Origin of the sequence: Rhodococcus sp. MH15, from assembly GCF_019266045.1 — a bacterium.
GTDB classification, from domain to species: Bacteria; Actinomycetota; Actinomycetes; order Mycobacteriales; family Mycobacteriaceae; genus Rhodococcus_F; species Rhodococcus_F qingshengii.
In genome coordinates, this window is sequence record NZ_LPNP01000082.1 from 157279 (window position 1) to 180068 (window position 22790).

24 protein-coding genes are annotated in these 22790 nt (G+C 63.5%); 11 read left to right on the forward strand and 13 right to left on the reverse strand.

The genetic code is table 11. The features are described 5' to 3' along the window. Nucleotide 1: 1 nt before the first annotated feature. Genes ATN37_RS30840 through ATN37_RS30855 form a run of 4 tightly spaced genes read right to left on the reverse strand, consistent with a single transcriptional unit; the run spans nucleotide 2 to nucleotide 5236 of the window. Nucleotides 2–760 carry an ABC transporter ATP-binding protein gene (locus tag ATN37_RS30840; RefSeq protein WP_054187821.1) on the reverse strand — a complete coding sequence of 253 codons (759 nt, stop codon included), beginning with the start codon at nucleotides 758–760 and terminating at the stop codon, nucleotides 2–4. Next, nucleotides 757–1500 (reverse strand): ABC transporter ATP-binding protein, encoded by a 744-nt coding sequence (locus tag ATN37_RS30845; protein ID WP_007728482.1) that lies wholly within the window; start codon nucleotides 1498–1500, stop codon nucleotides 757–759. Before ATN37_RS30845 ends, ATN37_RS30840 begins: the two co-directional genes overlap by 4 nt. Then, a complete protein-coding gene (locus tag ATN37_RS30850; protein WP_218696057.1) occupies nucleotides 1493–3751 on the reverse strand; it encodes an ABC transporter permease in 2259 nt (752 codons plus the stop codon). The genes ATN37_RS30845 and ATN37_RS30850 overlap by 8 nt, the downstream gene beginning before the upstream one ends. Before the next feature lie 60 nt (nucleotides 3752–3811). Continuing rightward, a complete protein-coding gene (locus ATN37_RS30855) occupies nucleotides 3812–5236 on the reverse strand; it encodes an ABC transporter substrate-binding protein (protein WP_063314760.1) in 1425 nt (474 codons plus the stop codon). 284 nt (nucleotides 5237–5520) lie between these two features. Between ATN37_RS30855 and ATN37_RS30860 the strand changes: the two genes are divergently transcribed. Genes ATN37_RS30860 through menE form a run of 5 tightly spaced genes read left to right on the forward strand, consistent with a single transcriptional unit; the run spans nucleotide 5521 to nucleotide 8832 of the window. Next, nucleotides 5521–6720: an inorganic phosphate transporter gene (locus ATN37_RS30860; protein ID WP_063314761.1), complete on the forward strand. Its 1200-nt coding sequence runs from the start codon at nucleotides 5521–5523 to the stop codon at nucleotides 6718–6720. Between the two features lie 15 nt (nucleotides 6721–6735). After that, complete coding sequence (locus tag ATN37_RS30865) at nucleotides 6736–6999, forward strand: hypothetical protein (protein WP_003942079.1); 264 nt, start codon at nucleotides 6736–6738, stop codon at nucleotides 6997–6999. Nucleotides 7000–7053: 54 nt separating this feature from the next. Continuing rightward, nucleotides 7054–7389, forward strand: a complete 336-nt coding sequence (locus tag ATN37_RS30870; RefSeq protein WP_003941853.1) for a DUF3349 domain-containing protein — start codon at nucleotides 7054–7056, stop codon at nucleotides 7387–7389. 4 nt (nucleotides 7390–7393) lie between these two features. Further along, a complete protein-coding gene (locus ATN37_RS30875) occupies nucleotides 7394–7696 on the forward strand; it encodes a DUF3349 domain-containing protein (protein WP_003941976.1) in 303 nt (100 codons plus the stop codon). Next, on the forward strand, nucleotides 7693–8832 hold the full coding sequence (gene menE / locus ATN37_RS30880) for an o-succinylbenzoate--CoA ligase (RefSeq protein WP_218696058.1): 1140 nt from the start codon (nucleotides 7693–7695) through the stop codon (nucleotides 8830–8832). The genes ATN37_RS30875 and menE overlap by 4 nt, the downstream gene beginning before the upstream one ends. Nucleotides 8833–8886: 54 nt before the next feature. Here the strand turns inward: menE and ATN37_RS30885 are convergent, their stop codons facing one another. Next, nucleotides 8887–9780 (reverse strand): hypothetical protein, encoded by an 894-nt coding sequence (locus tag ATN37_RS30885; RefSeq protein WP_256933581.1) that lies wholly within the window; start codon nucleotides 9778–9780, stop codon nucleotides 8887–8889. Nucleotides 9781–9934: 154 nt separating this feature from the next. Between ATN37_RS30885 and ATN37_RS30890 the strand changes: the two genes are divergently transcribed. Further along, complete coding sequence (locus ATN37_RS30890; protein WP_003941960.1) at nucleotides 9935–10942, forward strand: daunorubicin resistance protein DrrA family ABC transporter ATP-binding protein; 1008 nt, start codon at nucleotides 9935–9937, stop codon at nucleotides 10940–10942. Beyond that, complete coding sequence (locus ATN37_RS30895) at nucleotides 10939–11766, forward strand: ABC transporter permease (RefSeq protein WP_003941848.1); 828 nt, start codon at nucleotides 10939–10941, stop codon at nucleotides 11764–11766. The genes ATN37_RS30890 and ATN37_RS30895 overlap by 4 nt, the downstream gene beginning before the upstream one ends. Nucleotides 11767–11787: 21 nt before the next feature. Here the strand turns inward: ATN37_RS30895 and ATN37_RS30900 are convergent, their stop codons facing one another. Continuing rightward, the gene (locus ATN37_RS30900; protein WP_218696060.1) at nucleotides 11788–15036 is read right to left on the reverse strand and encodes a BTAD domain-containing putative transcriptional regulator; all 3249 of its coding nucleotides are present in this window, start codon (nucleotides 15034–15036) and stop codon (nucleotides 11788–11790) included. A gap of 49 nt (nucleotides 15037–15085) precedes the next feature. Here ATN37_RS30900 and ATN37_RS30905 point away from each other — a divergent pair, with 49 nt between their 5' ends. Continuing rightward, nucleotides 15086–15955 carry a 1,4-dihydroxy-2-naphthoate polyprenyltransferase gene (locus ATN37_RS30905; RefSeq protein ID WP_218696061.1) on the forward strand — a complete coding sequence of 290 codons (870 nt, stop codon included), beginning with the start codon at nucleotides 15086–15088 and terminating at the stop codon, nucleotides 15953–15955. A gap of 12 nt (nucleotides 15956–15967) precedes the next feature. Here ATN37_RS30905 and ATN37_RS30910 read toward each other — a convergent pair whose 3' ends face one another. The 4 genes from ATN37_RS30910 to ATN37_RS30925 are packed head-to-tail and all read right to left on the reverse strand — an operon-like array spanning nucleotide 15968 to nucleotide 18013. Continuing rightward, entirely contained in the window at nucleotides 15968–16348 is a 381-nt protein-coding gene (locus ATN37_RS30910) for a phage holin family protein (protein WP_003941998.1), read from the reverse strand. Nucleotides 16349–16397: 49 nt separating this feature from the next. Beyond that, the gene (locus ATN37_RS30915) at nucleotides 16398–16964 is read right to left on the reverse strand and encodes a Clp protease N-terminal domain-containing protein (RefSeq protein WP_218696062.1); all 567 of its coding nucleotides are present in this window, start codon (nucleotides 16962–16964) and stop codon (nucleotides 16398–16400) included. Between the two features lie 5 nt (nucleotides 16965–16969). After that, nucleotides 16970–17221, reverse strand: coding sequence for an HTH domain-containing protein (locus tag ATN37_RS30920; protein WP_003941869.1), 252 nt, complete (start codon nucleotides 17219–17221; stop codon nucleotides 16970–16972). Nucleotides 17222–17275: 54 nt separating this feature from the next. Further along, nucleotides 17276–18013, reverse strand: a complete 738-nt coding sequence (locus ATN37_RS30925; RefSeq protein ID WP_054828445.1) for a 1-acyl-sn-glycerol-3-phosphate acyltransferase — start codon at nucleotides 18011–18013, stop codon at nucleotides 17276–17278. Between the two features lie 122 nt (nucleotides 18014–18135). Here ATN37_RS30925 and ATN37_RS30930 point away from each other — a divergent pair, with 122 nt between their 5' ends. Continuing rightward, nucleotides 18136–18759: a GNAT family N-acetyltransferase gene (locus ATN37_RS30930; RefSeq protein WP_063314764.1), complete on the forward strand. Its 624-nt coding sequence runs from the start codon at nucleotides 18136–18138 to the stop codon at nucleotides 18757–18759. Here ATN37_RS30930 and ATN37_RS30935 read toward each other — a convergent pair. Further along, nucleotides 18657–19760, reverse strand: a complete 1104-nt coding sequence (locus tag ATN37_RS30935) for a PLP-dependent cysteine synthase family protein (RefSeq protein WP_063314765.1) — start codon at nucleotides 19758–19760, stop codon at nucleotides 18657–18659. The genes ATN37_RS30930 and ATN37_RS30935 overlap by 103 nt on opposite strands. Beyond that, complete coding sequence (locus ATN37_RS30940; RefSeq protein ID WP_256933582.1) at nucleotides 19757–20059, reverse strand: DUF4229 domain-containing protein; 303 nt, start codon at nucleotides 20057–20059, stop codon at nucleotides 19757–19759. Before ATN37_RS30940 ends, ATN37_RS30935 begins: the two co-directional genes overlap by 4 nt. Before the next feature lie 375 nt (nucleotides 20060–20434). Here ATN37_RS30940 and ATN37_RS30945 point away from each other — a divergent pair, with 375 nt between their 5' ends. Together ATN37_RS30945 and ATN37_RS30950 are read left to right on the forward strand one after the other, a co-directional pair. Further along, nucleotides 20435–20647, forward strand: a complete 213-nt coding sequence (locus tag ATN37_RS30945) for a BldC family transcriptional regulator (RefSeq protein WP_003942029.1) — start codon at nucleotides 20435–20437, stop codon at nucleotides 20645–20647. 165 nt (nucleotides 20648–20812) lie between these two features. Further along, nucleotides 20813–21019, forward strand: a complete 207-nt coding sequence (locus ATN37_RS30950) for a hypothetical protein (RefSeq protein WP_003941996.1) — start codon at nucleotides 20813–20815, stop codon at nucleotides 21017–21019. Nucleotides 21020–21044: 25 nt separating this feature from the next. On the opposite strand, the gene ATN37_RS30955 is transcribed toward ATN37_RS30950, so the two are convergent. After that, a complete protein-coding gene (locus tag ATN37_RS30955) occupies nucleotides 21045–22688 on the reverse strand; it encodes an AAA family ATPase (protein ID WP_218696063.1) in 1644 nt (547 codons plus the stop codon). Between the last annotated feature and the right edge of the window lie 102 nt (nucleotides 22689–22790).

Genomic DNA, 22790 nt, shown 5'->3' on the forward strand with positions numbered 1-22790 from the left:
GTCATCCTCCTAGATAACTGGTAGAAAGTTCGTTTTCGATGTCGTGTGGATCGCCGGTCTTGACGACGCGTCCCTGCAACATCAGTGCGGCCGAGGTCGCGATGGGCAGCACCGCTCGTGCGAACTGCTCGGCGACGAGAATGGAAATGCCTTCGGCTGCAAGCGAGCCGACGACGTCGTACATCTGCGAGACGATTCGAGGTGCGAGACCCATCGACAGCTCGTCGAGCAGGAGCACCGTCGGGTGAGTGCCGAGTGCCCGTGACAGCGCCAGCATCTGCTGCTCACCACCGGACATGGATCCGGCCAACTGTCCGCGCCGCTCCCCCAGGATCGGGAACCTGCCGTACGCAACCTCTTCGAGTTCGGCCAGCCCGACGCCCGTTCCGGTGGCGATCCACAGGTTTTCCCGCACAGTGAGGTTGGCGAAGATCCCGCGTCCTTCGGGGATGGAGCAGACCCCCAGCCGAGCCAACTCCGAAGGCTCGACTCCGTTCACGACCTGGCCCGCGAGCCGGAACTCGCCGCGGGTGACCGGAAGGACGCCCGAGCAGATCTTGAGCGTCGACGTCTTGCCGCCGCCGTTGGGTCCGAGTAGCGCCACCACGGCGCCCGGTTCGAGTACCAGATCCACCCCGTGCAGAACTTCGATGGATCCGTAACCGGCGCGGACACCGGACAGTTCGAGCAACGGTTCGGCGCGGTCGGGGCTGCGTATACCCTCGTCGATTTTCGCCTCGCCAATTTTCGCTGACGTCATACCGCCTCCTCCTCGGTCCCGATGTAGGCCGCGATCACTTCCGGATCTGTCCGGATCTTCTCCGGATCACCCGAGGCGAGGACTGCGCCGTAGTCGAGCACGTGGATGGTCGAGCACACTTTCATCACCAGCGGAATGTCGTGCTCCACCAGACAGATTCCGAGTCCACCCGCAGCAAGTTCGGTGAGCATCTCGGCAAAGACCTCGGTTTCCTGCTCGGTCTGACCCGAGGCCGGTTCGTCGAGCAGCAGCACTCGCGGGTCGGTCATGAGCGCCCGTGCAACTTCGACGACGCGGGCGCGTCCGGTGGGGATGTCCGCGACGTCCTTGTCCGCGACATCCGTCAGCCCGGTCAGCTCCAGCAGACGATCCGTCTCGCTGTCCACGTCGATCTTGTTGCGGCCGTTCGCCTTGTGGATGTCTCCGGCGACGCGCAGGTTGTCACGCACCGACAGCGAGACGAACAGTTCGAGCCGCTGGAAGGTACGTGCAAGCCCGCGACCTGCCCGCTTGTGCGGCGGTAGCTTCGTCACGTCGACGCCGCCGAGGAACACCTGACCGGACGTGGGTTTCTGCAGCCCGGTGATGGTGTTGAAGAGCGTCGTCTTGCCCGCACCGTTCGGTCCGATGAGTCCCGTCACCGTTCCGGGTTGCACGGTGAGCGAAACGTCCTTGACCGCGACGTGTCCACCGAAACGAACGCTCACACCGCGCGTTTCGAGAAGTGGTGTATCAGACATGGACGGTCAACTCCTTCGGCGAGCCACCCTGGTCCTGAGGAATCCCCAGTTCGCGGTCGATCTCGTCACGGATCTCGGGGCTGTAAGGGACATCGATCCCGATGTCCTCGGGAACGACTGTCGCTTTGGCGGCCAGTTCCTCCGGAGTGAGAACCGCGCTGGGCATGACCATCTCACCGATCACCGGCAGCATGAACACCACCGCGATCGTGATGGACGCGAACCACCAGTTGCCGAGTACACCGGTCAGAGCAAGGACGTAGGTCAGCAGAACGACTGCGGCGCCGCCGATCAGAACAGGCTTGGCACCGGCGAGCCGTCGGTAGCCCTCGATCACGCTGTGGACCGTTCCGCTGGGGTTCGCGCCGACGCCGATGCCGATCAGTGCCGGGCTGACTGCCGCGATGTTGCCGAAGAGCAGCCACATTCCCTCCAACTCCGGTTGCGCCGAAGCCAGATTGGTGAACGAGACCATGATGACCGCAAACCCGATTCCGGCCATCAGTCCACCGAACAGGGCGCCGGTGACGTATCCGATACCCGCGACGACGGTCAGCATGAGCAGCGAGAGGCTGACCATGATGGCAAAGCTCTCGCCCGAGACAGACCCCATGGCGCTCGACATCAGAATGCCGCCGAGACCGGCGATCCCCGAAGAGATCATGAAGACACTCAGCTTGAGCCGAACCAGGCTCTGTCCGAGCATGGCCGAACCGGCCGGGCTATCCTTCATCGCAGCGAGTCGGCGCCCGTAGCCGCTGTTACGCAACGCGATGACGCCGACGCCGAGTACCGAGAACAGCGCGGTCACGGTCATCAGGAACACCGTCTCGTTGCTCAGATCGAGCGGACCGATCTTCAGCGGAGGGAGGGCGATGTTCCCGTCCTTGAACAGCGAGTACTTCATGCCGAACATCTCGTGTTCGGTGGTGTCACGAAGAACCATGTTGGAGAGGAACACTCCGAAGGCCATGGTTGCCAGCGCGAGATACAGCCCTCTCAGCCGCAGCGCCGGTAGGGCGACGAGGCCACCGATGACTGCGGTGACGAGGACTCCGACGACGATGCCCCACAGGTTGAGGTGCGCAGCCAACCCGGAACCGGAGATCCCGAAATGGAAGGCCACGATGGTCGCGATAGCGCCGAAAGACACCGGCGCCAAGTTCAATTCACCCGCGTAGCCGGTGAGGAGTGTGAGCGAGAGCGCGATGATCGCGAACGTCATTCCGATGGTCAGTGTGGTGACGGCGGAGGTCACCATCAGCAGACGGATCAGGTAGACGATGACGATCAGTGCCACGCCCCAGACGACGGCCTTGCGCACGCTCGGCACGTGGTAACGCTCGCGAGTACGGGTGACCGCTCCACGCAACCGGTCCTGTGGGAGCACGATCAGCACCACGAACAGCGCGATCATCGGCAGGGAGACACGGAAATTCGACGTCCAACTCCAACTCGTCGGGAAGTACGCCAATACGTACGTACCGGCAAGCCCGAGGGCCACGGCGCCGACGAACGTGCGCGGAATGCTGCGCAACCGGCCGAACATGGCCGCGGCAAACGCGTCGATCACCAAGAGTGTCAACATGTTCGCCTCGAGTGTGCCGCCACTGATCGGGGTGATCAGGATGCCGGCCAGGACTGCGAGCGTCGAACCCATCGCCCAGGACAGGGCCGCAAGACGCTCCGGATTGTGGCCGTTGAGGCGCAACAGTTCCGGATCGTCGACGACGCCGCGCATCGCGACACCGGCGCGGGTGCGCGTGAACAGGATGCGCAGGCCGACGGCGATGGCGATCGCAACGAGGATGCAGATCAACTCGTGGTAGCGGATGCTCGCGCCGAACACCGTGATCTTGGACTGGTCGCCGAAGAACATCTGCATCGTCCGAGCGGTCTCGGGGTGCCAGAACCAGTGCGAGATCGAGAGCATTCCGAGCAGGATCGAGACCGTCACAACGATTTTGGTGACCTCGGCGGTATCGCGCAGACCCTTCATGATCAGGACGTAGAGGCCGAGGCCCATCAGTGGCCCGACCAGGACGAGTGAAATCAGCAAAGCGACGACGGTGGGAAGTTCCCAGCCGTAGCGCAACTGCCAGTAGATGAACGCACCGAGCATTGCCTGTGCACCGTGCGCGAAGTTGAAGATGCCTGACGTGTTGTACGTGAGTACCAGCCCGGAGGCGGCGATCGCGTACACCGACCCCAGGACCAGGCCCAGGATCGTGAAAGTGACAAAAGTGTTCATGGCTGAACCCTCGTTAGGGACTCGGGCGGCGGTTGGCGCTCGCCGCCCGAGTCGGAAGAATCAGGACTGCGGCTTGATGACGTTGGCGTTCTGGTACTTCGTCGACACGCGGTCAGCGCCGAGTTCGGTCCCCCAGGTGCTCTTGTCGGTCGCGACGAGGTACTTGGGGTCACACTTGAATTCGCCCGCGGTGGACGGGAACGCCTGCGCGTAGCTACTGCCCTTCAACGAGGTCATGAGTCCGCAGGTGGCCGGCATGTTCTTGCCGGGATCGGTGACGGCGTGCAATCCGCCGCCGTCCCACTCGTGAATGTTCGAGAGTTCGTTCACCATGCACTGACGCGTCAGATCGCTACCGCACTCGTCCGCGGCGGCCGCCCACAGCAGGAAGGACGACGCCGCCTGCATACCGAGGAGCGCGGTCTTGCCACCCTGCTCGGAGACCAGATCGACGTACTTCTTCACTGCGGGCACCTTGTCCGCGTTCTCGAGCATCTGGAAGGTCATGCCCGCGTTGAGGTTGTCGAGCAGTCCGGTGTCCTTGTTCCAATCGGAGACGGTCGCGCCGTACCAGGTGGCTTCACCGAAGAAGATGGGATCGATCCCGACCTGGTCGAGGGCCTTCACGAAGTTCAGCTCCGACGGGCTTGCCGATCGTGACGTCCAGATCCCCTTCGCGCCGCACTCCTTGTACTTCTCGGCGAACGGCACATAGCTCGATTCCCCCTCGTAGTTGAGTGTGACGCCGCAATCCTTGAGCTTGAAGCCCGCAGCCTCGGCGATCGAGCGAATCTTCGTGGTGGAGCTGATGATCGTGGGCATCGTGCTGTTGACGACGTCGAAGTCGTTCACCAGATCGGGGTGCATCTCGGCCATCTGGAACCACTGCGAACCGTTCGCGTAGTCGACCGGGAACGGGACACCCTGGAATGTCATCGGTCCGTTGGCTGCGTCGGGTGACACGGTGAAGCCTGGCACGGACACCAGGTTGCACGCGACACGCGTCTGCTCGGCGGTCTGATCCATCGCGAAGCCGTAGCCGACCATCATGAACTGGCTCGCGCACGCTTCCTGCATGACCGAGTTGGCCTGCGTCATCGCGGCGTCGTAGTCGGTACCGACAACCTTGCGGCCGTTGATGCCGCCCTGATCGTTGCACCAAGAGATGAGCGCGTTCACCGCATCGCTCATTTCCTTGTTCAGCCCAGGAGACTTCACATAACCGCGGTCGTCACCGAACCCGATCTTGATCTCGGTGTCGCTGACGCCTTGATCGGTTGCGCCGGTGGCGTCGCCTTCACCACAGGGCGAATCGAGGGTGCCGAACTTCGCGTCGGATGTGCTCGACGCAAGGTCTGCGCTGACGCCGGGTCCGCCGACAGCGACGGCGTAGGGATCGTCACCACGATTCGATGCGCAGGCTGACGCCAGAACGGCGGTCGCGGCGAGTGCCACGATCAGCTTCGTGGACTTGTTGGGCTTCACGGTCGGAGCTCTCCTTCTCACTGACAGACACCGAGAAACAGGGGTGAAACCCCTGTTCCGGTGCGCTCGGTGCCCGTAGGTAATCAGCGTTTAAAACGGTCCGAATGTGCCTTCCCGGTGAGTGAGACCAAAAAGTGAGGTCCCACACAGGGTTCCGATTTCGTGGCGCTGAACACATCGCGAACGGCAGCGCCGCAGCCCACGCGCGGGGACGTACTCCGCGGAGCCCCTGTTCGCATCCCGTTCGCTGTACTTTTACGCGTTCGATACGCACAATTCACGTTGTGACCGCAGAGCTCGTAATCCTCCTGGTGGTAGTTGTCACCGCCCTCGCGTTCGATTTCACGAATGGTTTTCACGACACCGGTAACGCAATGGCCACCTCCATCGCGACCGGAGCACTCAAGCCCAAAGTTGCGGTCACACTTTCCGCGATCCTGAACCTGGTCGGTGCGTTCCTGTCCGTCGAGGTCGCTGCGACCGTGGCCAAAGGCGTCGTCAACCTCGGCGCGGTCAGTGGGCAGGATCTGCTGCTGATCGTCTTCGCCGGTCTCGTCGGCGGAATCATCTGGAATCTGGCGACCTGGCTGCTCGGATTGCCGTCGAGCTCCTCACACGCACTGTTCGGCGGATTGATCGGCGCCGCAATCGCCTCCATCGGTATGGGCGGCGTCGAGTGGGGTGGAGTTCTGACCAAGGTCGTCGTCCCCGCGATCCTCGCGCCGGTCGTCGCGGCCCTGGTCGCAGGCGTCGGTACCAAGCTCGTGTACCGAATCACCGCATCCGTCAAGGAAGACGAGCGTGAGCGCGGTTTCCGTTTCGGCCAGATCGGCACCGCCTCATTGATCTCACTTGCGCACGGCACCAATGACGCCCAGAAGACTATGGGCGTCATCTTTTTGGCCCTGGTCGCTCACGGCACCATCACCGCCGAGACCGAGATGCCGTTCTGGGTGAAGTTCACCTGTGCCGTCGCGATCGCTCTCGGCACCTACCTGGGCGGTTGGCGCATCATCCGCACCCTGGGCAAGGGCCTTGTCGAGATCGCCGCGCCGCAGGGTCTGGCAGCCGAAGCGTCGTCCGCCGCCATCATTCTCACGTCGAGCCACCTCGGACTCCCCCTCTCGACCACCCACGTCGCCACCGGATCGATCCTCGGTACCGGCATCGGGCGCAAGGGCGCCGAGGTCCGCTGGGGCGTCGCAGGCCGGATGGCCGCCGCCTGGTTGATCACCTTGCCGTCGGCCGCAGTGGTCGGCGCCATCTGCTGGGCACTCGCGCATCTGATCGGCGGCCTGGCCGGCGTGCTCGTCGTCTTCGCTGCCCTCATCGCGTTCGCGATCTTCATGTACCTGCGTTCGCGTAAGGAACCCGTAGACGCCGCCAACGTGACCGCCGAATGGGACGACAATCCGGATGCGACGGCTCGCGAGATTCCGACTGCTGATCCCACTCCGTCCACCGAACCCACTCGCAACTCCTGAAAGGGGCGCAAGAGAATGCATCTACTCACCGATACCCTCGATTCGCTCTGGCAGGTAGTGGCAGTGGGACTGCTCTTCGGAGCCGGACTGCCGGCGATCTTCGCCTTCGGCCTCAAGTCGCTGAGTCTGCCGAACGCCGACGGCACCGAAGGACCGTCCACCCTGGGTAAAATGGGTGCGTACCTCTGTTTTGCGGTCGTGCTCGTCACGATCTTCGCCGGAATACTGTTGTTGATGAAGAACTTCTTGGCCAGCACGTTCGGAATCCACGTCTTCTGAGTGGTCGTCGCGGCACACCACTGAAACCACCGAAACGAAAATGAGGCCGAGGATTTGAGCAAGTATTCATTGCGCAGCGTGCTCGACTGGCTGCGTGCCGGGTATCCCGAGGGCATCCCGGACAAGGATCATTTTGCGCTGCTCGCCGTTCTCCGTCGTCGTCTGACCGACGAGGAGATCGAGCAGGTCGTTTCGATGTCCATCGAGTCGGCACACGAAGTGCCGGACCGCCATGTCGACTACGACACCATCCGCGCCATCATCGAGGGAATCCTCAACGAGGAGCCGTCCGAGGACGACGTCGATCGTGTCACCGAAAGGCTGCGCGCAGGTGGGTGGCCGGTCATCGAAGACGTGGACACCGACAACGAAGTTCGAGACGTGAGCTGACGTCATGGCCCTTCCGCCCTTCCTCACGTCGATAGTCGGCTGGTTGCGGGCCGGCTATCCCAATGGCGTCCCCGAGCAGGACTACATCCCACTTTTCGCGCTCCTCACTCGCAGACTCTCCGAAACCGAGGTCGACGCCGTCGCCGATGCGTTGATCGAGGACGGCGATCTGCCCATCGAGAAGACCGACATCCAGGTCCTCATCACGAAGATCACCAACGAGATGCCACTCGAAACCGACGTCGACCGCGTACGAAGCCATCTGGCTGCCGGTGGTTGGCCGCTGGCCGGGCCGGACGTCCGGTGAACGTTCTTCGCACACTGGCCGTTCCACAGGGTGAGGCGGTCTTCGAGGTACTGCCTGCCATCGCGCAGATCCTGGACGGCGTGCACGACGCCGTGCTTCCCGTCCCGGCGGCCGACGCACGCGAGACGGCCCGACTGAGCGACGCTCTGCACCCCGATCAGCCAATCGACGACGGCATCTCGCTGGTGGTCGCCACGTCGGGGACCACCGGAACCCCGAAGGGCGCGATGCTCACCGCGAGCGCACTGCGAGCCAGCGGCGACGCGACCCACGAACGCCTCGGCGGCACCGGATCCTGGTTACTGGTTCTCCCCCCGCACCACATCGCCGGGATGCAAGTTCTGTTGCGCAGTGTCCTCGCCGGAACACAACCGGTGATCGTCGACGTCAGTGCGGGTTTCGACCCTGCCGCATTGCCGGGCGCTGTCGCCGCGATGAGCGGACCGCGCCGCTACACCTCGTTGGTGCCGACGCAGTTGGTCAAGGCACTCGGTGATCGCACCGCGGTCGAGGCTCTGGCTTCGCTCGACGCGGTTCTGCTCGGCGGCGCTGCTACTCCCGCACCGGTACTCGCGCAGGCCACCGAAGCGGGCATCACCGTCGTCCGCACCTACGGGATGAGCGAAACGTCCGGGGGTTGCGTCTACGACGGAATCCCGTTGTCCGGAGCACAGATTCGTATCGACGACGGCCGAGTACTGCTGGGCGGTCCGATGCTCGCGTCCGGGTACCGCGGGCTTCCCGACCACCCTGCCTTCGCCGAACCCGGATGGTTCCGGACCGACGACGCCGGATCAGTGGTCGACGGGGTCCTTCGCATCACCGGCCGGTTGGACGAGGCAATCTCCACCGGTGGGCTGACCGTCGTACCGCAGGTGGTCGAGGCCGCGCTGGCCGATCACCCCGCCGTTCGCGAGTGCGCGGTGATCGGCATCGAGGACCCGCGGCTGGGGCAGCGGGTGGTGGCCGTGGTCGTACCCGAGGGCGAAGCTCCGACGCTCGACGAACTGCGCGCACATGCTCAGCGGACACTCGACGTCACCGCGGCGCCGCGGGAACTCTTCGTCGTGGACGCGCTCCCCCTGCGTGGACCGGGCAAGCTCGACCGCGCCGCCCTGGTGGCTCGGTTCAGCTAGCAGCCGCAGCCCGATTGTTCAGCCGCAGGCCTGATCAGCGCCGCGGCTGCACAATCAGCGCGCGGCTCCGCGGAGGCAAGCCCGCTCGAACCTTTCGCGGACACGTTCGAAGTCGCGAAGATCCGCCCATACCCACCGGAACACCTCGAACCCCGCGTCCCGGATCGCGTCCTCCCGCAGTTTCTCGCGCTCTACCGCCCTCCCCGGATTGTCGCCGCGATACTTGACCATCCCGTCGAACTCGCCCACCACACCGTGCTCTTTCCAGAAGAAATCGACTCTCCCGATGAACCGGCCACCGTGACGGATCTCGTGCTGCAGGGTCGGCATCGGCCAACCGTCGTCGCGCATGCGTACCCGGCTGATGGACTCCCCCGGACTCTCGGCACCTGGTTCGATGAACGTCGCCGCCACTCGAGCGCGACTCATTCCCAGCCGTCCGCGCGCATGATCGAGCGAAGCGTCGACGTTCTCACGCCTCATCCCACGTCGCAGGGCGCAATCACCGATCACCACGGCGGTCTCGAACGGCGTCGTCCGTGCGAGGTCGACGAACATTCGCGCAAGCGACGTGGTTGCGACGCCGTCGATCAGCACGACCTCCTCGGCCGGGACCACTGCCGGATGAAGATGCAAGGTTTGACTCTTCCGCCCACCCGAGCACCGGTTACGCGTCATGTGCACGGTGTCCAATCGCAATCCGCCGCAATCCAATCCGTGCATGACCGCTGCCGAAGCGTGGCTCACGATTGCGCCTGGTCCACAGCTTTCGGTGGCTACCATGACAGCGCAGCGGTGGCGTGCTCTCGCATCGAGTTCGCGGAAGTGATCGGCGCGCATGTAGATCCCCGCTGCGATTCGGTGCAGCTCGCCGCGCCTGACCGCTCGCTGCAACTGCGCGTCGCTGGTGCCGTCCCGGTGAGCCTGTGCCCGCGTAAGAATCTCCATGCAGCGAGCGTGATGCCGCCGCGCCCGCACACCGACAAGCAAGATCCGTCTGGGGATTGTTTGCCGGTTGTGGAGCACCGACCTCGCGCACTGTGCAAGTAACCGCAAGTTCCACGCAAGGTCCATGCAAGATCGGTCTGCCAAGCTTCATCCCATGAACCACACAGCTTCGCCTCTTGCCATCGAGGCCGACGGACTCGTCAAGAAGTTCGGCGAGCACCGCGCGGTCGACGGCGTCAGCCTCACCGTCCCCACCGGCTCGGTGTTCGGCGTCCTCGGGCCGAACGGCGCCGGCAAGACCACCACCGTCCGCATGCTCGCCACTCTCCTTCGCCCCGACGGCGGTGAGGCGCGCATCTTCGGCCACGACGTCAGCCGTGAACCCACCGCGGTCCGATCCCTGATCGGCGTCACCGGTCAGTACGCCTCCGTCGACGAGGATCTGACGGCGACCGAGAACCTCGTGATCTTCTCGCGGCTGCTCGGCCTGAGCCGCCGCGATGCGCGCACCAAGTCCCTCGAACTCCTCGAGGAGTTCGATCTGGTCGAGGCCGCGACCAAACCGCTGAAGAACTTCTCCGGTGGCATGCGTCGACGCCTGGATCTGGCGGCAAGCCTGATCGCGCGCCCGCCGCTGCTGTTTCTCGACGAGCCCACCACCGGCCTCGATCCGCGCACCCGCGCCCAGATGTGGGTGACCATCCGGCGACTCGTCGCCGAGGGTTCGACGGTGTTGCTCACCACGCAGTACCTCGACGAAGCCGATCAACTGGCCGATCGCATCGCGGTGATCGACCGCGGCCGCGTGATCGCCAACGGCACCGCCGACGAACTCAAGGCTTCGGTCGGGATCTCCTCGCTCCAACTCAAGCTGGTCGATCGTGATCGCACCGAGGAGGCTCGCTCGCTCATCGCCGCTGCGCTGAGCGTCGAGGTGGGTGTCACTCCCGAGGTCGGGCGGATCACCGCCCCGCTGAGCGACCCGTCGATCACGGCGGACCTGTTGATCCGTCTGCGTGAGCAAGGTATCGCCGTCGACGAGATCAACGTACAGAAACCCAGCCTGGACGAAGTGTTCCTGACCATCACCGGGCACCAGCCCGAAGACGGTGGACGCAACGACGCCCAGTCCGACAACGACTCCGATCGGAGCGTCGCATGACAACCACCCTCACCAAACCCCGGTCGCCGATAGCCCAGCCGGATGCCGCACCCCGCCGCATCAGCCTGCAGCAGAGCTTCGCGAACACGTTCACGATGGCGTACCGCGGAATTCTCAAGATCAAGCACAACCCCGAGCAACTGTTCGACGTCGTCATCCAGCCGATCATCTTCACGTTGATGTTCACTTACATCTTCGGCGGCGCGATCGCCGGTGACGTGACGGCATATCTGCCGACGATCATCCCCGGCATCCTCGTCCAGACCGTCATCACCGGTTCCATCGTCACGGGCACGCAGCTTCGTGAGGACATGGACAAGGGCGTGTTCGACCGCTTCAAGTCCCTTCCCATCGCTCGTATCGCCCCGCTGTCCGGTGCATTGCTCGCCGACGTCGTGCGCTACGGCATCGCCACGACCATCACGTTCATCGTCGGTTTCGCGATGGGTTACCGCCCCGCAGGCGGCGTGGTCGGCATTCTGTCTGCCGCGATCCTGGTCATGGTGTGCGCCTTCTCCATCAGCTGGATCTTCGCTCTCATGGGCGTGCTGATGAACAAAGCGTCCACGGTGCAGGGTGTTTCGATGCTCGTGCTGTTCCCGCTGACGTTCCTGTCGAATGCGTTCGTCGATCCTGCCACCATGCCGAGTTGGCTTCAGAAGTTCGTGAACGTCAATCCGGTCTCACACCTGGTGACCGCGGTTCGCGAGCTGGCCAACGACGGCCACTTCGGTATCCACGTCGTGTGGTCGCTGGTGGGCGCCGCGGTGATCGTTGCCGTCATGGCACCTTTGACCGTGCGGATGTACATGCGCAAGACATAAGTCCCGCACCATCGTCCAGACCTAATCCAGCACCGGTCCGCGAAGCGCAGCCAACACTGCTTCGCGGACCGCTCTGCGTGAGTAACCCGATACCTTCTCGGTTTCCACAGACCACCTGTCGGCTCCGACCAGACCAACCGCGAAGTCGGAGAGGCGCGCGTGATGGAGCGAGACGAAGTCTTGTCTCCCCGGCATTTTCAACGACAAAGCCATCAGTTCGACTCCGCGTTCGATGTTGCCCGTGACAAGATCGAACGACCCGATCGCCGACGCCAACGAACCCGCGAGCGGCAGGTCCGCGTAACCGTTGGGATCGAGCTTGAGTGCACTCGACTCCTTCATCTGCAGAACGCGGCCTGCCACCAGTTCGTGCCTGCCGTGAACTGCGTGAGCGCACACAGCCGCGGCACCGAGCAGAACGACGAAGGGATCACCGAAAATGTTCTCGATCGCAGAACCCAACAGCTCCAGCGCTTCTCGATACCGAGCCAAGCCCTCGTCGATACGGCCGTCCGCGAGATCCGCCTCGGCGATACTCGCTATGAGCGCTGCGCGCCGTTGATCGGTTTCGATGGCCCCGGTCCCACCCGAGTGCGCCAATGCCGGACGTGCACGATCGAGAAGCACCCGACCACCAGCGGTGTCACCGGCCGCGATCATTGCTCCGGCTTGAAAGCAGATGAGCTGCATCGCCTCGTCACGCGCACCGAGGCGTTCCATCGACGCCGCCGCGATCGCGTAGAACTCGATGGCCTCGCCATAGCGGGCGGATTGGCTGTGAACCGACCCGACATGTTGGGCCGCCATCGCCAGACCCCACTCGTCACCGATGCTGGTGGCGTAGTCGAACAGAGTCTCCCCGTCCAGCAACGCACCGCGCAGATCTCCGATGTTCTCCCGCATGTTCGAACGCGCGGACAACGCCGCCATGCGGGTCTCGGGATCGGAACTGCGAACGCCTTCGGCCACCAACCGCGCAAGTTTGTGGTTGGCGATCCCACTCGTGGTCAGCTTGATCAGAAATGCGAACAACGGACCGAGATCATCGCGCTCACGCAACAGCTTTCGAAGTCGGATCCGCGCACGGGCATGGTTTCGATCGGCCTCTCCGAAGAAGAGATGCATCGCCACCAGGATGAACGTAGCGCCCACCAGTTCTGCATTCACGTCGCGCAGATCGTTGTCCGCGGTCGCCCCGACGATCTTCGACGCCCAGTTCGAGATTTCCGAGTTCGATCCTCGTACGGCCCACAGAATCGCAAGGACGGGGAAGACGTTGGCTACGGTCACCGCGTCGCCGCGTTCCACGGCCCAGCGCAGTACAGCCAGAAGGTTGTCGTGCTCGGCGTCGAGGTCGGCAATCAGACGGAGCTGATCCGTCCGTGCACGCACGACGGCATCCTCGGCGATCGCAATCGCCCAGTCGTCGAGGCGCCGAATCACTTCCGGTCCCTCCCCGGACGCGGCGAGTTGCTCCTCGCCGTATTCACGGACAGTCTCGAGCATGTAGTACCGAAGATCTCCCTGCCCGTCGCTGACGGAAAGAAGTGACTGATTCACCAGCGCTTCGACGGCACTTGCCACATCGGTCAACTCGCCCCACCCGGCAACGGCTTGCGCCGAAGAAAGGGTGAAGCCGGCCGGGAATCGGCACAATCGACGCAACGCAATCTGATCCCCGCTGCCCAACAGATTCCAGCTCCAGTCGATCACCGCGTGCAGGGTGCGATGCCGATCCGGAGACGTCGGATCATCGGAGCGCAACAACGCGAACCTGTCTCGCAGTCTCGAACCGATTTCGTCGACGCTCATGGTGCGGACCCGCGCGGCAGCGAGCTCGATCGCCAGCGGGAGTCCGTCGAGCGTCGTACACAGCTTGACGACCGCGTCGACGTCCAGATGAACAGACGGCCGCACCGCACGGGCTCTCGCCGAGAAGAGTTCGACTGCCGAGCCGGTTCCGTCTTCGATCGCCAACGGCGGCAACGGGTACACCGCCTCGGCACTGATCATGAGCGGAGAACGACTGGTGGTCAGTACCGTCAGCTGACGACCGGCCGCGATCATCTCGGCCACGATCTCCGAACACGCGCCGATCACGTGCTCACAATTGTCGAGGATGAGCAACATCGGACCGGCGGACAGCGCCTCTTTGAGTCGCTCTCTCGCCGAATGCGTTCGGCCGACGGTCAATTTGCCTGGCGCCAGATCGGATTCGCTGATTCCGAGGGTGCCTCCGATGGCCGCGATGACATCTTCGCTGCTGCGCAACGACGCCAACTCCACGAGGACCACCGAGACGCCCGGCTGGTTCACGGATCCGCGCAGGCCCAATTCGTGTGCGAGACGGGTCTTTCCGGCGCCACCAGGTCCGAGAATGGTGACGACGCGCGAGCGGGCGAGCAAGGATTCGATCTGGTCGATGTCGTTGTCGCGACCGAGCAAGGTGTTGGGGGCAGCGCGCAGACCGATCGCACGCGCGGCCCGCGGTGTAGCCGCAGGTGCCCCGAGAAGTTCCGCGTTGAGAGTCACCAGTGCGGGTGACGGATCAGCGCCCAGGCGATTGGCGAGGTGGTTGCGGAACTCCGCGAACACTTCGAGTGCCTCGTTGACTCGGCCTGCTCCGGCGAGCGCACGCATCAACGCCTCGGCCGCTGTGTCGTCGAATGGGCTCGCCAGATGGCGTCCGCGCACCAGGGGAATGGCTGCCGCGTACTCCCCCAATGTGAGCAACGCGTCGATCTGCGCCGTCTCCAGTTCGTCGTACACCCGGCCTGCGTCGAGCGCCAGACGATCTGCAACGTCGCCGACGACGTCACTCCCGGGGGTACCGCGCCACAGGCGCAATGACGCGGTCGTGACGGCGAGCGCTTCGGACGCGTCGGCGCCGACGGTGCGCAGACCACGGGCGGCGTCCGCTGCCCTGGCCAGGTCGACACGCTCCCGAGCGAGAGTGAGCCGGTATCCGGCCGCCGTGACTTCGAGGGCCCCGTCCGGGAGTGCAGATCGCAGGCGCGAGACCTGAGTGTGGAGGGCGTTCATCGGTGAGCGCGGCGGCTCCAGCCCCCAGACGTCGTCGATCAGGCTCTGCGCGGTACGTGGCTCACCCGGATTGCGAGCCAGCGCAACCAGCAGAGTTCGAGCTCGCGGACCCGGCAACGGAACCAGACGACCGCCCACTTTGGTCGAAACGGGTCCGAGCAAGGCAATGTCTGCCAGGTCTTCGCCCGACTGCGCGTACCTGGCGCGCTCACTCACGTCTCGAGTCATGTGCTGATCCACCGCGTTCGATCGTATTGCACAGTGCAAAGATCGTTGTATGGCAACAGCTGCTCAATGGATCGAAGGCGCGAGGCCGCGCACACTCCCGAACGCGATTGCGCCCGTGCTGGTCGGCACCGGAGCCGCGGCGTCCCTGGACCTCGCAGTGTGGTGGAAGGCGCTCCTGGCACTGATCGTCTCCTTGGCCTTGATCGTCGGGGTGAATTTCGCGAACGACTACTCCGACGGAATCCGCGGAACGGACGACGACCGCGTCGGGCCACTGCGCTTGGTCGGATCGAAGTTGGTCAGTCCCGGAGCCGTGAAGGCCGCGGCGATCAGCTGCTTCACCGTTGCCGCGGTAGCCGGGTACGTTCTGGCGGCGACCACAGCCTGGTGGCTGGTTGCGGTCGGCGTGTTCTGCATCATCGGTGCCTGGTTCTACACCGGCGGCAAGAAGCCGTACGGATACAGCGGGTTCGGCGAGATCGCCGTGTTCATCTTCTTCGGACTGATTGCAGTGCTGGGAACTCAGTTCGTACAGGCCGAGCGGGTGGATCTGGCCGGGCTGGCCGGCGCGATCGCCATCGGTTCGTTCTCGAGTGCGGTGCTCGTTGCCAACAATCTTCGAGACATCCCGACCGACACCGAGTCCGGAAAGATCACTCTCGCAGTCCGGCTCGGCGACGCCAGGACCCGCACGCTGCACGTGATCCTGCTGGCCGTCCCGTTCGTCGCGACCCTGCTGCTGATCCTGCGCACTCCGTGGGCATTGCTCGGATTGCTGGCGTTGCCACTGGCAATCCGAGCCAACGCCCCACTGCGTTCGGGCGGGCAGGGTATGGCCCTGATCCCCGCGTTGCGCGACACCGGACTCGCCATGCTCGTCTGGGGTGCCGCGACCGCAGTTGCGCTCAGTCTCGCCTGAAAGTCGACGGACTCAACGGTTGTCCGGGACGAACGCGCTGAGCAGGAAGTTCACGATCGAGATGATCAGCGCGCCCCAGACTGCCGTCCAGAAGCCGTCGACTGTCAAGCCGTAGGACGTTCCGGACGAGATCCACGCCGTCAGCATCAGCATGAGGGCGTTGATCACGAGCGTGAACAATCCGAGAGTCAGGATGAGCAGCGGTAGCGAGAGAAGTTGCACTACCGGCTTGATGAACGCGTTGACCACCGTGAAGATCAAAGCGATCACCGCGATCACGAGAACCGTGCCCCAGGTGCCGTTGTCGTGGTTGGCGATCGTGATGCCGGTGACCCACGCCGACGCCAGCCAGATGGCTATGCCGTTGATGATGAGACGTGCCAGAAATGTCATGTCTGAATGCTGGCACATCCCGCCCCGTGCATGCGGAGCCGTGCCGAATCTAGGCGGCGCGATTCATCTTCGCTTCCAAGCGCTCACGGATCACCGACATCGTGACCTGCGTTTCGAGGGCCTGACGGGTAGGCCCGTCGGCGACACGCAGGATGCCGAGCAGGATGTGTTCGGCACCGATGCGATTGTCCTTGTGCGCGAGCGCTTCACGGAGCGAGAGTTCCAACACCTTCTTGGAGTCCTTCTCGAATCGTGAACGAGGGAACCCGAATCGGCTCTTGCGAGAAGTGTCGACGCCGTCCGGCACAGGTGTCTCGTCCAGCACACCTTCGCCGAAGGACTGCTCGAGACTCTCCCGAACCGCATCGAGATCGATGCCGATCGACTTGAGTATCTCGGCGTCGTCGTCGAAATTGTTGGAGCTACCTTCGTTCGATCCGGCGCCGGCGTGGCGGATCACGTCGAGCGTGACACCAGACTCGGTGAGCACCTCGGTGGCGATGCCCCGATCAGAGGTGAGCAGCGCGGTCAGAAGTTCCATCGGCGTGACAGGACCGGAGCAGGCGACAGCATCGACAACGACGCCTCGAGCCTGTGCGGAGAACCTTTCGAACATGGCAATTACCTGCCCTTCTCGCGCAGTGAACGCAGCATCGATTCCGACTGCGCGGACGCGTATTTCTTGTGGACGGCTTGACGGCTGACCTCGAGAGCTTCCGCGATCGCCTGCCAGGACCATCCGTGACGGCGCGCATTGGCGACCTGAATGGCCTCGAGTTTTTCGAGAAGACGACGCAGCGCTCGAACAGCACGCAATCCCTCGGTGGGATCCGGGCTACCGGCGGCAGCAGCGAGAGAGGTTGCTTCGGTCATGATGTCAATTTAGGTTGACAACCGGAATCTGTCAACCAAAATTGACAGGCGCGCCTAGTATCCGGCGACGGCCCCGTTCACTGCCACCTGCAAATCCGCCTGCACAGTTCGGGCGATATCCATCGGCTTGTCCGGAAGTTCGGTCACCGGCATTCCGACAAAGACACTCGCAGCCTTGACGTCGCCGGCCACCGGACCGTAGTTGATCCCGATCGACACCAGAGCCGGTGAGCATCCCAATTTCTCGGCGCGCGCGATGATGTGGCCGATTCCACTGTTGACGTGCTGCAACCGCGTCGGATCTTCGGTGTTGCACGTCCCTTCCGGGAAAATCGCCAGACAATCCCCGTTGCCCAGACGCTCGGCCGCGACGTCCATCATCACTCGGCCGGCATCCGAAACAGCCCGGAGGCCGTAGTTCTTGCTGCGAAAAACCGGGATGCTGCCCATCATGTCGACCTTCTTGCGCTGTGAAGGATCAACGAAGAGTTCGTCTTTGGCGAGGACCCGGGTCCGTCCGATCACTCGACGCAACGGAGTACGCCACGCGGTCGCGGCGAGCGTGAACTGGTCGCTCTCGGTCAGATGATTGACCGCCACGACCAACTGCGTCTTACGTTCCAGCAGAGTCTTCAGCGCAGCTTCCGCACCCGGCGCGTACCTCACTCGCGGGCGGTACTTCAGCGCCAATGCGGCATAAGCGAGCTTCGCCACGAATCGGTTCTGCTGATGACTGCGGTAGTACTCGTACACAGCCTCGTAATTGTCGAGTGAAACTTCAGGATTGCCCATGGTCCGCCCTCGCTGGAGAAGTGCCCCTTGACCAAACGATACACAACCTACGGTTGCGTAGGTTTGCGTTACAGAAGGCGTAGCGCTGGGAGAAACTCCACTCTCGAGGTAAAACGGTTTCTGTGATCCGCTCGGCCATATCCACCGACCTACCCGCACTGCAACAGATCGAGATCGCCGCGGGCGAACCGTTCCGAGACATCGGGATGGACGCCATCGCAGACGATCCACCGCCGACGCTCGACGAGTTGAACGATTTTCTCGCAGCCGAGCACATCTGGGTTCAGACCGACGCAAACGACGTACCCGTTGCGTACGCGCTCGTCGAGATCGTGGACGGCGGTGCGCATATCGAACAGGTCTCCGTTCACCCCGATCATGCCCGCAAAGGCCTCGGAGCTCAGCTGATCGACGCCGTCACCGAATGGGCGGCGGACCATCACCACGATCTCGTGACTCTGACGACGTTCGTCGACGTTCCGTGGAACGCGCCGTACTACGAGCGACTCGGGTTCGTGCGTCTGGCCGAGAACACGCTCTCTCCCGGCCTGATACGCATCAGAACGGACGAGCAGTCGTCCGGGCTGGACGCCTGGCCGCGGGTGACGATGAGCCGCCCGTCACACGGTCCGGCGCCGGCGATTCAGGAACTGGCCGTCCACGCACCCGAACGGACGAACTCGTCCAGCACTGCCGTCGGACCGAGCAGGTCGATCCCTTCCGACGCCACCCATTCGTCGTTGTAGTACGTCCCCGAGTAACGCTCTCCGCCGTCGCACAGGAGGGTGACGACGCTGCCGCTGCGCCCGGCCGCCATCATTTCGGCAATCAACGCAAAAGCTCCCCACAGGTTCGTCCCCGTCGAGCCGCCCACTTTGCGCCCCAGGGCCGCGCTGGCGTGCCGTGCGGCCGCGATCGAGCCTGCGTCCGGCACCTTGATCATTCGGTCGACCACCTGACCGACAAACGACGGTTCGACGCGCGGACGGCCGATGCCCTCGATCCGGGAACCTCGAGTACCGACGATCGACGGATCGCTCGCTCGCCACGCGTCGAAAAACACGGAGTGCTCCGGGTCCACCACGCACAGCCCCGTGTCGAATTTCCGGTAACGAAGAAAGCGGCCGATCGTGGCACCGGTTCCGCCCGTCCCGGCTCCGACGACCACCCAGTCGGGAATCGGATGTTCCTCGTGTTCGAGCTGAGTGAAGATCGATTCGGCGATGTTGTTGTTTCCGCGCCAATCCGTCGCGCGCTCGGCGTGGGTGAACTGGTCCATGTAGTGACCGTTCAACTCACTCGCGAGCCGATGCGATTCCGAGTAGATCGACGACGGATCGCTCACGAAATGACAACGTCCCCCCTGCGCCTCGATCAACGCGATCTTGGCGGGACTCGTGCTCGCGGGCATCACCGCGACAAAATCCAGGCCCAGCAACTTCGCGAAATACGCCTCGCTGACAGCCGTCGATCCGGACGACGCTTCGATGACAGTGGTCTCTTCGGTAACCCAGCCGTTGCAGATCGCGTAGAGGAAAAGCGACCGTGCGAGTCGATGCTTGAGACTCCCCGTGATGTGGGTCGACTCGTCCTTCAGATAAAGCTGGACGGTCCAGTTACTCGGCAGCGGATAGCGCAGCAGGTGAGTGTCCGCGCTGCGTTGCGCGTCGGCTTCGATCAACCGCACCGCGTTGTCGACCCACTGGCGTGAGGTCCGACGGTCGACGTCGAGCGACCCCGTGGTCACCGCCCGTCTCCGCGCAGCTTGGAGCGAAGATCGTCACGATCGGACCGACGCTGGGCGTCGACCGCCGCAATGCCCGCATTGACACGCTTGCGCAGTTTCGCGAAGAGCAGCAACGACAGCGGCAGCGCGATCAGAACTGCGAACAGCGCCGCGACGATCAAGGGAACGTCCGTGCCGGCGAGCTTTCCGCCACCGATGATGACGGCACCGATCACGACGACAAGCAGCAGCCGAGCGACCGAGTACAGCACCACGTCGCGGGCTAGTTGACCCTTGGTCACCGGCCCGGAAGCCGACATTGCTTGCCCAGAGTTTGCGGAAGGTTTACTGGCCTTGACCGGCTCAGAAGGAACATTTTCGGGGTTTTCAGACAACTGACTCACCCTCTCAGGTTACCCATTCCGAATACAGGTGGGACCGAGCCCGCTATATCCATTTTGTCCTTTACTTAAACATTACTTTTTCTTGAAAGATCGACTACCCGGCTATATCTGTGCAAACATTGCGCTACCACTCAGAAAACGGTCGAATGTGAGCGAAGGACTTCGAAACAAACTCGACGCAGGTTTTTGGCAACTGGTCGACACACCGGTTCGGAACCAAAGTTCGGAATCACTGCTCGGTTCGGAATCACTGTTCGTCAAACGTTCGACATCAACATGGAGGACCTCACAATGAGCGCACCAACCTTCAATACCGCCGCAGACGCACTCATGACGCCCGGACAGGTAGCGGCATTGTTTCATGTCGATCCCAAGACCGTGACCCGCTGGGCACACGCAGGACGACTGGGCTCGCTTCGCACGCCAGGAGGACATCGTCGATTCCGTGAGACCGAGGTCATGCAGCTTCTGCGCTCGCTGACCACCGAAGCAGACAACAACTGAGCAACTTCAGCTCACTTCGAAGCACTTTGCGGTACCCGAGAGATCTTGCAGTACCCGACAGATACAGCACTAGCGCACTGAGCCGAAACGCTTGTCCGCACCACTTCTGGTGAAGCGGGGCGGAGACTGAGTAGGCTCGACTTCAGTTCCCTGAGGAGGTGCGCCGTGTTGTATCTGTTGGCGTTGGTGGGTTTGGTGACATTGATCGTTCTGATGTGGAAGGCATTCGGGCCCGATCCGTCGACGCGCACCCCGGTGAGCGGTGTACGCGGGCCGGATGACGATCCCGAATTCCTGTGGAATGTGAACCAGCAAACACGACGCAAGCGCACGGAAGGTCCGGACGTACCGCCGACTGACGCGTCGACGTAGCGTCCGGGCTCGCCCGGCTATCCGATTACCGCCCCGTCAACGCGAACGGGGAGGCCGGAAAGTCCTGCGCAACCACCGCAGCCAACTCCAGCACCGCTTCCCGAGTACCTGGACGCAGCCGGTCCAGATCGATTTCGGCGCCCTCTTCCAAATGCGGATCGAACGGAATCAGTTTCACCGCTCGACAGCGCTGCTCGAAGTGCTCGACGACCCGCGGCAGATCAACCTTGCCCGAGCGAGGCCGTACCGCGTTGATGACAGCTACGGACGTGGCGACCAGCCTGCTGTAACCGTGAGCGTCGAGCCAATCAAGGGTTGCGGAGGCGCTACGTGCACCGTCGACGGAACCGGAACTGACGACGATCAACGAATCTGCACCTTCGAGAATGGCCTGCATCGCCGAGTGCATCAATCCGGTGCCGCAGTCGGTCAGAACTATGCTGTAGAACTTCTCGAGCATGTCGACCGTGCGCGTGTAGTCCCCACCGCTGAAGGCCTCTGAAACTGCTGGATCGCTGTCGGAGGCAAGCACTTCGAGCCGGTGTCGATTTTGCGATGTGTAGCCACGGACGTCGCTGTACTTCTCGATGCTGTTCTCGTCGCGCAGCAGGTTTCGCACTGTTGCCGGAGTTTCGAGCGGGATCTTCTGGCTCAGCGTTCCCCGGTCGGGGTTTGCATCGACAGCGACGACGCGATCGCCGCGGATCGAGCCGAACATCGACCCCAGTGTCGCTGTGGTCGTGGTCTTTCCGACGCCGCCTTTGAGACTGAGCACCGCAACCTTGTAGCAGCCCTGCAGCGGCTGGTTGATCTGGCGCGTCAACTCGACGAGGTGCTGCTCTTTTGCACCGTTTCCGAGGTTCACCGATCGGCCGGACAACGTGTACAGCGCCTTGCGCCAGCCGCCCACCGGGGCAGGCCGGACAGGCCGCTTGACGAGGAGCGCAGCCGAGAGATCTTGCGCAGTCATCGGGAGAGCGGACTCGAAGCGACTGTCCGGAGCCGAGGTGAGTCCGGACTGCGGCATCGGAGCGCGAGTAGGTGGCGCCGTCGGCGGGGCCATCGGCACGGCCTGACCATTCTGGAGGGCGTGGCCGTTCTGCACCGGCGCAGCGCCGGGATGACCGAACTGCCGAATCGCGGGATTGGGCGGATGGACGCCGGGCGAAAAAGGTGCCTGCGGTTGCTGGAGCGGTCTCGCGGATGAATGCGCCGTCGGGCCGGGCTGCAGGTTCTGAACAGGCTGCAGGTTCTGAACAGGCTGCGAATTCTGAACAGGCTGCGGAACGCCAGTTCGTGAATCCGGAAGCGACCCTCCACGATTCGTAGGTTCGTAGGTCTGCATCGGCATCGCAGGCGAGGTCGAGAACTGGCCGTTGATCGGGCCTGGCTGCGCTGCCGGATACTGGATGACCGGAGTCTTGGGACCTGGTACCGGAGCCGCTGGGGTCGTCGTCGGCGGCGGAGCGGCGGGTGCACTGGGCGCCTGGCCGGCGACTTGCTGGAGGGGCCCGGAGTCGACCGGGGCCACGAAGAGACTACGAACGTCGCTGGGAACCGAGTCCGATGACGGCTCGGGCGCGGATGCGCGCGGCTCGCGCCGCGTCGGCTCGGCAGGGCGCACCGGCTCCCACAATCCTGCTCCGGCGTCTTCAATCTTGTCGGCCATCTCGCCGCTCCCCCTCGTCGATCCCACAGCTACCAGACAGCTAGTAATTCGCCAAGCTGCATCGTAACTGTTGCCCGCCCCTGACGTACCTACCGGTAATAC

What these genes read in the sequence shown, in the direction of transcription:
- ATN37_RS30910 (WP_003941998.1), bottom strand. Translation starts at nt 16,348, where the DNA reads ATGACATTTCTGGCACGTCTCATCATCAACGGCATAGCCATCTGGCTG.
- ATN37_RS30940 (WP_256933582.1), bottom strand. Translation starts at nt 20,059, where the DNA reads ATGTCGGCTTCCGGGCCGGTGACCAAGGGTCAACTAGCCCGCGACGTG.
- ATN37_RS30865 (WP_003942079.1), top strand. Translation starts at nt 6,736, where the DNA reads ATGCATCTACTCACCGATACCCTCGATTCGCTCTGGCAGGTAGTGGCA.
- ATN37_RS30900 (WP_218696060.1), bottom strand. Translation starts at nt 15,036, where the DNA reads ATGACTCGAGACGTGAGTGAGCGCGCCAGGTACGCGCAGTCGGGCGAA.
- ATN37_RS30920 (WP_003941869.1), bottom strand. Translation starts at nt 17,221, where the DNA reads ATGACCGAAGCAACCTCTCTCGCTGCTGCCGCCGGTAGCCCGGATCCC.
- ATN37_RS30905 (WP_218696061.1), top strand. Translation starts at nt 15,086, where the DNA reads ATGGCAACAGCTGCTCAATGGATCGAAGGCGCGAGGCCGCGCACACTC.
- ATN37_RS30885 (WP_256933581.1), bottom strand. Translation starts at nt 9,780, where the DNA reads ATGGAGATTCTTACGCGGGCACAGGCTCACCGGGACGGCACCAGCGAC.
- ATN37_RS30890 (WP_003941960.1), top strand. Translation starts at nt 9,935, where the DNA reads ATGAACCACACAGCTTCGCCTCTTGCCATCGAGGCCGACGGACTCGTC.
- ATN37_RS30915 (WP_218696062.1), bottom strand. Translation starts at nt 16,964, where the DNA reads ATGTTCGAAAGGTTCTCCGCACAGGCTCGAGGCGTCGTTGTCGATGCT.
- ATN37_RS30925 (WP_054828445.1), bottom strand. Translation starts at nt 18,013, where the DNA reads ATGGGCAATCCTGAAGTTTCACTCGACAATTACGAGGCTGTGTACGAG.
- ATN37_RS30895 (WP_003941848.1), top strand. Translation starts at nt 10,939, where the DNA reads ATGACAACCACCCTCACCAAACCCCGGTCGCCGATAGCCCAGCCGGAT.
- ATN37_RS30845 (WP_007728482.1), bottom strand. Translation starts at nt 1,500, where the DNA reads ATGTCTGATACACCACTTCTCGAAACGCGCGGTGTGAGCGTTCGTTTC.
- ATN37_RS30875 (WP_003941976.1), top strand. Translation starts at nt 7,394, where the DNA reads ATGGCCCTTCCGCCCTTCCTCACGTCGATAGTCGGCTGGTTGCGGGCC.
- ATN37_RS30955 (WP_218696063.1), bottom strand. Translation starts at nt 22,688, where the DNA reads ATGGCCGACAAGATTGAAGACGCCGGAGCAGGATTGTGGGAGCCGGTG.
- ATN37_RS30840 (WP_054187821.1), bottom strand. Translation starts at nt 760, where the DNA reads ATGACGTCAGCGAAAATTGGCGAGGCGAAAATCGACGAGGGTATACGC.
- ATN37_RS30945 (WP_003942029.1), top strand. Translation starts at nt 20,435, where the DNA reads ATGAGCGCACCAACCTTCAATACCGCCGCAGACGCACTCATGACGCCC.
- ATN37_RS30850 (WP_218696057.1), bottom strand. Translation starts at nt 3,751, where the DNA reads ATGAACACTTTTGTCACTTTCACGATCCTGGGCCTGGTCCTGGGGTCG.